This window comes from Saccharomonospora iraqiensis subsp. paurometabolica YIM 90007, from assembly GCF_000231035.2.
GTDB lineage: Bacteria > Actinomycetota > Actinomycetes > Mycobacteriales > Pseudonocardiaceae > Saccharomonospora > Saccharomonospora paurometabolica.
Genome location: NZ_KI912247.1, coordinates 135,960 through 143,452 on the forward strand (window position 1 = coordinate 135,960; position 7,493 = coordinate 143,452).

General features: G+C 73.5%; 8 protein-coding genes and 1 pseudogene. 3 read left to right on the plus strand and 6 right to left on the minus strand.

Features of this window, described 5'->3' with window-relative positions; all coding sequences use genetic code 11:
* Positions 1-548: pseudogene (locus SACPADRAFT_RS27910) on the plus strand (amino acid deaminase/aldolase); the annotation flags it as partial.
* A 24-nt stretch (positions 549-572) separates the two neighbouring features.
* Here the strand turns inward: SACPADRAFT_RS27910 and SACPADRAFT_RS0214905 are convergent.
* From SACPADRAFT_RS0214905 to SACPADRAFT_RS0214915, 3 genes are all read right to left on the minus strand, one after another.
* Complete coding sequence (locus SACPADRAFT_RS0214905) at positions 573-1,262, minus strand: TetR/AcrR family transcriptional regulator (RefSeq protein ID WP_007025679.1); 690 nt, start codon at positions 1,260-1,262, stop codon at positions 573-575.
* Positions 1,263-1,797: 535 nt separating this feature from the next.
* Positions 1,798-2,241: a hypothetical protein gene (locus tag SACPADRAFT_RS0214910; protein WP_007025678.1), complete on the minus strand. Its 444-nt coding sequence runs from the start codon at positions 2,239-2,241 to the stop codon at positions 1,798-1,800.
* Between the two features lie 12 nt (positions 2,242-2,253).
* Positions 2,254-2,541, minus strand: coding sequence for a hypothetical protein (locus SACPADRAFT_RS0214915; RefSeq protein ID WP_007025677.1), 288 nt, complete (start codon positions 2,539-2,541; stop codon positions 2,254-2,256).
* A 296-nt stretch (positions 2,542-2,837) separates the two neighbouring features.
* Here SACPADRAFT_RS0214915 and SACPADRAFT_RS0214920 point away from each other — a divergent pair, with 296 nt between their 5' ends.
* Entirely contained in the window at positions 2,838-4,214 is a 1,377-nt protein-coding gene (locus SACPADRAFT_RS0214920) for a helix-turn-helix transcriptional regulator (protein WP_007025676.1), read from the plus strand.
* A 32-nt stretch (positions 4,215-4,246) separates the two neighbouring features.
* Positions 4,247-5,134 carry a phosphotransferase enzyme family protein gene (locus tag SACPADRAFT_RS0214925; RefSeq protein WP_007025675.1) on the plus strand — a complete coding sequence of 296 codons (888 nt, stop codon included), beginning with the start codon at positions 4,247-4,249 and terminating at the stop codon, positions 5,132-5,134.
* Positions 5,135-5,281: 147 nt separating this feature from the next.
* On the opposite strand, the gene SACPADRAFT_RS0214930 is transcribed toward SACPADRAFT_RS0214925, so the two are convergent.
* The 3 genes from SACPADRAFT_RS0214930 to SACPADRAFT_RS0214940 all read right to left on the minus strand — a co-directional run bounded on the left by SACPADRAFT_RS0214930 (position 5,282) and on the right by SACPADRAFT_RS0214940 (position 7,179).
* On the minus strand, positions 5,282-5,875 hold the full coding sequence (locus SACPADRAFT_RS0214930; protein ID WP_040924427.1) for a copper resistance CopC family protein: 594 nt from the start codon (positions 5,873-5,875) through the stop codon (positions 5,282-5,284).
* A 180-nt stretch (positions 5,876-6,055) separates the two neighbouring features.
* On the minus strand, positions 6,056-6,430 hold the full coding sequence (locus tag SACPADRAFT_RS27915) for a hypothetical protein (RefSeq protein WP_007025673.1): 375 nt from the start codon (positions 6,428-6,430) through the stop codon (positions 6,056-6,058).
* A 227-nt stretch (positions 6,431-6,657) separates the two neighbouring features.
* A complete protein-coding gene (locus SACPADRAFT_RS0214940; protein ID WP_007025672.1) occupies positions 6,658-7,179 on the minus strand; it encodes a DUF6474 family protein in 522 nt (173 codons plus the stop codon).
* Between the last annotated feature and the right edge of the window lie 314 nt (positions 7,180-7,493).

The following is a 7,493-nucleotide window of genomic DNA, read 5'->3' on the forward strand; positions in this document are numbered from 1 at the left end:
GCCGGTCGGCCGTCGAGCTGGCGCGGCGGCGTGCCGCCGTGGTCGCCGCGGTGCGGCGGGTGGCCGACCTCGAGTTCGTCAACGGCGGTGGCACCGGCAGCGTCGAGTCCACCCGCGCCGAGAAGGCGGTCACCGAGGTCACCGCGGGCTCCGGGCTGATCGGGTCCGCGCTGTTCTCCCGGTACACGCGATTCGCCCCACGCCCCGCCGTGCTGTTCGCGCTGCCCGTGGTGCGCAGGCCCCGCGCCGACGTGGTGACGTTGGGCGGCGGCGGGTACATCGCCTCGGGGCAGGCGGGGCCGTCCCGGTTGCCGACGCCGTACCTGCCCTCGGGGCTGCGGTTGCTCGGGGTGGAGGGCGCCGGGGAGGTGCAGACCCCGGTCACCGGGGAGGCCGCCCGGTGGCTGCGTCCGGGCGACCGGGTGTGGTTCCGGCACGCGAAGGCGGGGGAGCTCGCCGAGCACGTCAACGACTACCACCTGCTCGAACACGGGCGGCTGGTCCGCACCGTGCCCACCTACCGGGGCGAGGGCCGCGCCTTCGGGTGAGGGCCGCGCCTTCGGGTGAGGGCGTCACTCGCCGAACTTGCCCGCCAGATAGCTCCGGATCAGCTCCTTGGTCTCGGCGATCACGTCCGGATCGCCGACCGGGTCGCGGCGGAAGGCGAGGTTCAACAGCCCGTCGGCCGCCTCGACGGCGACCGAGATCGGCAGCGTCACCTGTTCGGCCGACAGGGACACGTGCCGGGTGACCAGGGCCGCGAGCGCGTCGGTCACCACCGTGTTGTTCGTGCGCCGGTCGTCGAGCAGGCGCAGGTCGACCACGTCGCCGAAGTGCACCTGGGAGAAGCCCGGCACCTCGCGGTGCATCCGCAGGTAGATGTCCAGCAGCGAGTCCACGACGTCCCACCAGTGGCCGGGGCCGAGCGTGTCGAGCCGGTCGTTGACCGCCGTGATGAACCGTTCGAGGTTGCGCTGGGTCAACGCCTGGACGACGGCGCGCTTGTCGGGGAAGAACTGGTAGAGCGATCCCACGGCGACACCGGCACGCCGGGCGATGAGTGTGGTGGTCAGCGCCTCGTACCCGACCTCGTCGAGCAGTTCGGCGGTGGCGTTCAGCATGCGCTCCACACGCTGGGCGCTGCGTTGCTGGACCGGTTGCCGCCGCAGCGGGGTGGATCCGGTGCGGGCCGTCCCGTCGCCGGTCTCCCCGTCCGGTTCCGGCGGGGTCGGGCCAGGGCTCACCGTCTGGTTCTCGGACACGTCGTGCTCCTTGCTGTGCAGGTCAGCGACCTTATCGTGTCCGGATTCCGCGTCACCGACGAGTGAACGCGAGTACGGGAACCGCGAGGTTCGGGAGCGGAGATGGAACCGCGGGCCGGTGCCGGTCGGGGGGAGGGGGAGTGCAACGGCACCGGCCCGCGGAGTCGGGGCCCACCAGGGGCGGGGTGCGCGGGCGGCCACAGGCGTCACCGGGCGAGGATCACCCGGTGGGTGGCCCGGCCACCCGTGCGCGGTGTGTAGTTGTGTCGGTGTGGCGGTGGTTCCGTCGTGTGAACGATCTCGGAATCGACCGCTGCCCGCTCAACCTAACCGGCCGGTAGGGCTGGTGCCAGTGGGTCCGCGGGATTTTTGCGATTAATCGCGAAAGGTTTCGCGAGGGAGCCGGCGGCCGGACTCGTCACGCTCGGGGGTACGCACGAGCCGGCCGCCGACGATCGGGGGCCGTCCGGCGGGAGAACACCGTCGGACGGGCGTGCCGGATGCGCCGACCGGATCACCGGGTCCGTCGATCTGGTCATCGGCGCCGCCCTCCGGCCAGGGCGTGTCGGGGTTCGTTCCGGGGTGTGGACGACAGCAGGGCGTGCCTGCCCGTCGGCTGCTCCGGAGGGGACGGGGGGACCGGGGAAGCGGGAGCAGCCGACGGAAGCGGGGTGCCGGGGGACGGGGTGGGGTGCCGGGACGGGGCCAGCCCGCCCGCCACGAGGTGGTCGTGGGCGACCTGCCAGACGGAGCAGGGCGCCTTGCACCGGTGCCACCTGGTCGAGCAGGTGGGGCAGTCGCCGCGCTCGTCGGGTTCGTGGGCCCGCAGCATCGCGCGCCACCCCTCGGTCAGCCGGGGCAGCTCCGAGCGCGCCACCGACACCAGCGACGGTGCGTCGGCGCGGTCGGCGAGGTCGGCGAGCATGTCGAGGCGTTCCCACACCGCGTCGCGGAGCACCTGTCCGAGTATCTGGTCCACCGGAACTCACCCTCACCTTTCCGCCAGGTCGGCGGCTTCGTCGAGCGCGGCCCGGAGTCGGCCGAGCTGGCTGTGCGTCAGACGTGCCGTCTCGCCGGGAGGGCCCACGAGGACGACTTCACCCGCGTCGACGAACACCGTGACGCACCGGTGCCTGCTGATCAGGTCACCGCACCGCACGCGCCACACCGGTCTGTCGCTCGCGTCGGGGTGTGCCTCGTCGGCGGACGGGTCCCCGGCACCGGGCGGGTCGACGCGGGACGCGCCGGCCGCGGCACGGTCGGCTGTGATCGAGTGCACGTCCCTCACGTCCTCTCGGTTCCGTCTCGGTCGTCCCCCGGATCGCCGGGGGCGGGGTGTGGTTGCGTACGGTGTCCGTCCGGCCACGCACCCTGCGCTTACCCAACATTGCGGCGAATCGAACGCCGAGAGAACCCCGAGTGCATCCCGTAGCGCTGACCGGCAAGCCGGGCACGCCGAGCGGTCGCCGGAGGTTCGGTCCGGCCGATCAGACTCCCCGAACGTGCTTTCGCGCGGTTGAATGGACGTTGCTTACGCTGCACACCGACGCCCGAGGCCGACTGTGGAGGGGCGGAATGGACACCGGCACCGACAGGGACGACACGCACGGTCGCATCGATCCCGAGGTCTGGGAAGGCCGCGAGATGCGGGACGCGCTCGCCGCTCGCGACATCAGCGAGGTCTACCGGCAGTTGCGCAGACACGGCATCTCGCAGCGGCAGATCGCCGCGATGACCGGCCAGTCCCAGTCCGAGGTGTCGGAGATCCTCAAGGGTCGGCAGGTCATGGCCTACGACGTGCTCTCGCGCATCTGCCATGGCCTGGGGATCCGGCCGGGGTACATGGGCCTCGCCTACGACGAGGCCACGCGGAACGAGGTCGTCGGGACCACCGGCGAGCAGCAAGCTGAGGAGGACGAGTCCGTGAAGCGACGGAAGTTCCTCGCGCACGCAGCCCAGGTCACCATGGGGGCCGCGGTCTTCGGGCCCACCTCGTCCGCCTGGGCGACGAACCCCGCGAGGACACCCGCGCCGGGGCGGATCGGCGTCACCGACGTCCGGCAGGTCGAGGCGGCCACCAGGGCACTGCGGGCGCTCGACTACCAGTACGGCGGTGGGTTCTGCCGGGACGCGGTGGTGGCCCAGTTGTCCTGGGGCCAGCAGATGCTCCAGGCCGGCGGCACCGAGCAGGTGAAGTCCCGGCTGTTCGTCGCGCTGGCCGACCTGCACAGCCTCGCCGGATGGACGTCGTTCGACATCGACCTCGTCGACTCGGCGCGCAATCATTTCGCGCAGGCGCTGGACCTGGCCAAACACGGCGAGAACAACCCGCTGGTCGCGAACATCCTCTACCGGATGGGACGGGTCTACCTGCACCAGGAGGCACCCGACGACGCGCTGAAGCTGTTCCAGCTCGGCCAGCTCGCCGCCCAGGACTCCGGGTCGGAGCTGGCGGTGGCCGTGCTCTGCGCCAACGAGGCGTGGGCCTACGCCATGATGGGCAACGAGGAGCAGGCGGTGAAACTGCTGGGCAGGACGCGGGACGAGTTCGCCCGTGCCGATCTCGCCAACGCGGAGTCGTGGGTGCGCTTCTTCGACGAGACCGACGTGCACGCCATGGTCGGGACGGTGCACACGGCCCTGGCCCAGCACGTCGACCCGAACCACTCCCGCTACGCCATCCCGGCGCTGCGCAAGGCCACCGACTCCTACGGCGAGGACATGGCCCGCAGCAAGACGTTCAGTCTCAGCATGCTGGCGACCAACCACCTGCTGGAGGGCGATATCGATTACGGCGCCAAGGTGGGCGGAAAGGCGCTGGACTGTGCCGAGGGGCTCAAGTCCGCGCGGGTGGAGAAGCGCATGGAACCGCTCAAGCACGAGGCCCAGCGGCGCAGCAACAACAGCGACGCGCGCGACCTGGCCGAGCGGATGAATCAGTTCTTCGCGTAGAAGGCGGGGCCGGTACGGGCGAGGGCGCGCGGGTGGACGGCCGGTTCACCCGGGAGCAGCTGGACGACGTCCTGGACACCGCGTGTGCCCGGCTCGACCTCGACCCCCGGGGCGCGTCGCTGCTGCGGTTCACCAACAACGCGGTGTACTCGCTCGCCGCCGACCCCGTCGTGGTGCGCATCGTGGGCTCCCGGGCGCTGCGCCACCGGGCGTACAAGGTGGTCGCGGTGGCCGAGCACTTCGCCCGGCACGGCGTCCCGGCCGTCCGCCTGCTCGACGGGGTGCGCCAGCCCCTCGTGGTGGGCGAGCACGTGCTGACCGTGTGGCACCGGGTGCCCGGGACCGGCCGCAGGGCGACCTCCGGTGAGCTGGCGGGGTTGCTGCGCCGGGTGCACGCGCTGCCCGCACCGGAGGAGGTGGGCCCGTGGGCCCCGTTGAACGACGTCCGCGCGCGGATCGCCGACGCCGAGGAGCTGGCCGCGGGTGACCGGCGTTTCCTGCTGCGGCGGTGCGACGAGGTGGAACAGCAGCTGGCGACGCTGCGGTTCCCGTTGCCCGCCGGGCTCATCCACGGGGACGCGCACCCCGGCAACGTCATCGTGGGCGAGGACGGTCCGGTGCTGTGCGACTTCGACTCCTGCAGCCACGGCCCCCCGGAGTGGGACCTCACCCCGCTCGCGGTGGGACGGCAGCGGTTCGGGGACCCGTCCTCCTGGTACCGGGAGCTGGCGGCCGGCTACGGCTTCGACGTCACGGGCTGGGACGGGTTCGCCACACTGCGGGCGGCCAGGGAGCTGAAGCTCACCACGAGCGTGCTCCCGATCCTGCGCAGTCATCCCTCGGTCCGGCACGAGTTGTACCGCCGTCTGGATGATCTGCGGGAGGGGCGGACCGACACGCGGTGGGTCCGGTACCGCTGAACGGGGCACCCTGACACATTCGGCGACGGTTTCCGGCCGCTCGTCGCTTCGGTGCCGGCGGCCCCGGACGACACCACGCGGCACCCGACCGGTGGACTTCGGTCGCGCCGAACTCCACCGGTCGGGGTCGGACACGGGTGGCCGGTGTCAGTCCTCGTGCGAACGGCCCATCCGCAACGCGACGCCGAGCCCGAGCACCAGCAGCGCTGCCGCACCGATCACCCAGACCCACACGGGCACGCCCGCGGGGTCGTCGTCGGTGGTGCCGTCGTCGGTGCCCGCGGCCGGGTCCTCCGGCACGACGCTGTCCGGCACCTGCCGGACGGAGGGCGGCGGACCGTCCTCCGCCGTGCCGTCGGCGCCGGGCCCGCCGGTGTCCCCGGCGGCCGGTCCGGGTTCGGTGAGGGTGAACCGGATCTCGTCGGTGACCGAGTGGCCGTCGGCCGAGAGCACCCGGAACCCGATGACGTACTCGCCCGCGGGGCCCAGCGGGCGCAGGGGCGCGGTGGCCTCGGCACCGTCGATCGTGACGGTGCCCTCGGCCCACGCCGCACCGTCGGGGCCGGTGACGGCCACCTCGTTCGTGCCCGCGTCCTGGATCGGCTGGTCGAAGGTGAGGGTCACCTCCCCGGGTGCGGTGTCCAGTCGGTCGCCGTCGGCGGGGTCCGACGAGATGAGCACGTTGTGCGCGGCCGCGGGCGGGGCGCCGACGAGCACCGTCAGTGTCGCCAGGGCTCCCATCAGGGCGACGGCGAGCACGGCCGGGACACCGGTCCGGTGGCGCGGCGGCGCGGCCCGCCCTGTCGGGAATCGCCGTGTCGGGAATCGCCGTGTCGGGAATCGCCGTGTCGGGAATCGTTGTGTCGACATGTGCTGTGTCGCTCCTGAACCGTCGGGATAGGGAATCGGATTCGTCGTCGGTCAGGAGGTCGCGGGCGGCCCCCGGAGGGGGTGGGCGCGCTGCAGTAGCACCGCGAGGGCCCGGCAGCCCGTGTCCGGGCCGGTCGGCACGCCGGTCGGCCCGCCCGAAACCGGGCAGGGCGGGCGGGGATCCGACCGCGCGGAGGCCCGCAGCAGCGCCTGCACGGTGCCGAGCACCCGGACGGCCACCGCCAGCACCGTCTCGGCGCGGGTGAGCAGGGACGCGGTGCCCAGGGTGGCGGCCCCGTGCAGGGCGGTCATGGCCGGCCCCCCGGTCGCGTGCCCGGAGAACTGGCTGAGCACCACGTGGGTGACCATCTGCGCACCGCCGAGGACGGAGACCGTGCCCGCGGTCCCGTGCACCCGGTCGGCCATGGCCGTGGAGACCCACCCGACCAGCAGGACGAGGACGGCGGTGGTCGGCAGGTCCGGCAGGTGTCCGCCCGCGGTCGTGTGCGCGGTGACGCTCAGCGTGGCGGCGCAGCCCGCGAGCGAGGCCCGCGCGCGCCCCGGACGGCGCTGCGGTCGGACGGTTCACCCACGGTGCCCAGCGTAGGAGCCGTTCCCGGGCGGCGGGCCCACGCCCCGGGGCGGAGGTGCGGTCAGCGCCCGGCCACGCCCAGCCGGTCCAGGAGTTCGGTCTCGAGCGCGTCGAGTTCGGCGGCGACGGCGCGGTGGGCGGCCCTGCGCCGGGGCGCGGGCATGTGCTCCGCCGCGCGCACCGAGGCGGTGAGCTGATCCAGGGTGGCGCGGGACCGGCGGACGAACGCCGGGTCGTCCTCCGACCGGGCGGAGGACGCGGTGTCGTCCCCGGTCCGGGCGGGCAATGCGGCGAGCGCGGAGAGGCCGTCGGCCGCCCCTGCGATCCGGGCGAGCAGCGCGCCGCCCCGGCCGGTGAACTCGGGCAGGTCCGTGACCTCGACGCCGAGTTGACGGGCCCGGTACCGGTCGTACGCCTCCCGCACCGCCCCCGCGGCCCGCACCGCCAGCGGAGCCAGCGTGGCCCCGGCCGCGGGGAGGACCACCTTCGCCACCTTCACCGCGTTCTTCGCGCGCTTCGGCGTGAACGAGGGCTCGGCCCCGCCGTCGGTCCCGCCGTGCGTGCTGTCCGCCCTGCGGCCCATGGCACCGTTTCCTTCCCTGATCGCCTGTCGCCGTCAACCTACTGGCCGTCGTCCGGCCGGGCACGTCGGTCCCGGGTTCCCGGGCACCGGACGAGGCACCGGGCGTCCGTGTCGGGGGACTGCCATACAGTTGTCGTCGTGGAGGACGTTGTCGCGGAGCGCGCGGTGCTGCTGGACGCGGGTGTGGTCACCCGCTGCCGCCGCCGCGTCCACCTCGATCACGATCCCACCATGCGTGACGCACCGGTCGCGCCGCCGGACCCGGCCGCCGAGCAGCGCAGGGCGGACGCGGCCGAGCACCGGGCGCGGGTGGC

Excerpts from the sequence above, each read along its gene's own strand:
- SACPADRAFT_RS0214920 (WP_007025676.1), top strand. The coding sequence starts at position 2,838 with ATGGACACCGGCACCGACAGGGACGACACGCACGGTCGCATCGATCCC.
- SACPADRAFT_RS0214930 (WP_040924427.1), bottom strand. The coding sequence starts at position 5,875 with ATGGGAGCCCTGGCGACACTGACGGTGCTCGTCGGCGCCCCGCCCGCG.
- SACPADRAFT_RS27915 (WP_007025673.1), bottom strand. The coding sequence starts at position 6,430 with ATGGCCGACCGGGTGCACGGGACCGCGGGCACGGTCTCCGTCCTCGGC.
- SACPADRAFT_RS0214940 (WP_007025672.1), bottom strand. The coding sequence starts at position 7,179 with ATGGGCCGCAGGGCGGACAGCACGCACGGCGGGACCGACGGCGGGGCC.